At 45.4% G+C, this 2,317-nt stretch carries 1 rRNA gene; it reads left to right on the top strand.

Going from position 1 to position 2,317, the window contains the following annotated elements:
• Window positions 1-2,317 (top strand): 23S ribosomal RNA (locus EER30_RS50230); the annotation flags it as partial.

Raw genomic sequence — 2,317 nt, forward strand, 5'->3', positions numbered from 1 at the left:
CCGAAGTTTCCCTCAGGATAGCTGGTGCTTAAAAAAGTTAGTTGCGTCTGGTAAAGCGAATGATTGGTGGTTAGGGAGTCTTTTTGGCTTTCACCAACTCTCAAACTCTGAAGAGGCGCGAATTCCTTGATCGATTTGTATTGTTGATCGGGAAGGTGAATAACAAAGCACTTAGTGGGCCGTTTTTGGTAAGCAGAACTGGCGATGCGGGATGAACCGTAAGCGAGCCTAAGGCGCCTAATTCGACGCTAACCTAGATCCCACAAAGGGTGTTAGTTCATTTAGACAGAAAGACGGTGGCCATGGAAGTCGGCACCCGCTAAGGAGTGTGTAACAACCCACTTTCCGAATGGACTAGCCCCGAAAATGGATGGCGCTGAAGCGTCGAGCCGAGAGCTCGCCGTTATTGCTATTTCAGAAAACAATCTTTATTTGTCTTTGGCATTTGATTTCTATGCAATAACGAGTAGGATGGCGCAGCAATCACAGCGAAGGATTTTTTGCGTGAGCAAGTCTGGAGTGATTATAGCTGGTGCAGATCTTGGTGGTAGTAGCAGCTACTCAAGCGAAGCAGCTCTATAAGGAGGGAGAGAATGGAAAAGGGGGTTTCCTTTTTTTCGTTTTCTTCTTTTTTCTTATAGGAATGAAGATTTTGCAAAAAATTTTCAGATGGCATAATTGCCTTGAGGGCCGAAGTGGAGAAGGTTTCCGGACGAGCAGCGCTTGATTCCGGGTGAGCCGGTCCTAAGGAGCGCGCGAAAGCGGTTTACATTGAAACGGGAAGCTTTTCAAAACGAATTTTTTGAATCCGAGTCTTTGAATTCAAAAAAACATTCAAAATGGCTCCCGCTCCGAAAGGGAATGAGGTTAAAACTTCCTCAGCTCATAGATCTAAATGGGAGAGTAAGGCGGTGACGCCGACGAGACAAAATGAATGTGTTGGAGCTTTCTCTTCTTCGCAAGAGGAAAGGGGAGGAGCTGGCATATTTGCTAAAAATCAATCAGAGTAGGCTCGCCTTGGGTCCCGGGGAGGCTCTCTTCCTCCTTTAATCATGGACTTGCACGTGTGTGGAATCGCATTATGCGGGGAAGCAGATGTGTTGGTTTGGCAAGGACTCGGGTCAGTATAATTCTTGACACCGAGGAGGACCGATAGGAGGTCTCTTAAAAATCTGATTGCTCGTGTAGTAACGTTGCAACCGGGTGAAATTTGGGAATTGTAAGGGAAATAGTTTGAGGATTTGCACCCACTGTTTCTGCCACTTTGAATGCCTTACGGGTCGAAATGATTTGTTTGGTTTCGAGGTTTTTGGTAGACAGGCATTTCATTCCAAACTTGAATTGTTTTCATTTTGCAGTTTTTTGGGTTTCACCTTTCAAAGGGGGAGGGAAAAGCAATTTTCTCTCTTCTTTTGGTTGTACTTCTGTTTGGATCGATCCGTACCAGAAACCGCATCAGGTCTCCAAGGTGAATAGCCTCTGGTCTATTAAGGACAATGTAGTTAAGGGAAGTCGGCAAAATAGGCTTGTATCTTCGGTAGAAGGGTTGGCTCTTTAGGCTGAACTCTGAATAGCGCCTACTTGCTCTTGGTTTTTTTTCTTTTTCTATTTTTCTAGTTTCTTTTTTCGGAAGGAGACAGGAGAGACTGAAAAGGGGGGACCGAGTTTCATGTGAGATGGCTAAAGGGCTTGGAGCTCTTTTCAGAGCTTTTTGTGAGAGGGAGAGGGGCAACTCTCTTTTCTTTTGTAAAAAGCTTTGGAAATCTGCAAGACCAGCTTTTTGGAGAATTTGTTTTCATTTTGGAAGCATGGAACAGCCACTAGGGAACCGATAGTGCCTAAGAGAATCCGACTGTCTAATTAAAACAAAGCAAACAGAGCTTGGTGAACGACAAGCCGTGTTTGTGATTTCTGCTCAGTGCTCTGAATGTCAAAGAGACGAGATTCTCAGAAGCTCGGGTAAACAGCGGGAGTAACTATGACTCTCTTAAGGTAGCCAAATGCCTCGTCATCTAATTAGTGACGCGCATGAATGGATTAACGAGATTCTCACTGTCCCTAACTACCTCTTAGCGAACCCACAGCCAAGGGAACGGGCTTGGGCATATCCATCGGGGAAAGAAGACCCTGTTGAGCTTGACTCTAGTCTGATTTTGGTTCTCGACTCTTGAGGTGTAGAATAGGCGGGAGATAAAGTGCAGCCTGTTATTCTGGCAACAGAGTGGCAGGGGACTGGCTTTATCAAAAGTGAAATACCGCTACTCTGGACGTTGAGTTCCTAACAGAGATAGTAGGAACATGGTGGTCAGAAACGAGG

The organism is Actinoplanes solisilvae (assembly GCF_003999975.1).
Lineage (GTDB): Bacteria > Actinomycetota > Actinomycetes > Mycobacteriales > Micromonosporaceae > Actinoplanes > Actinoplanes solisilvae.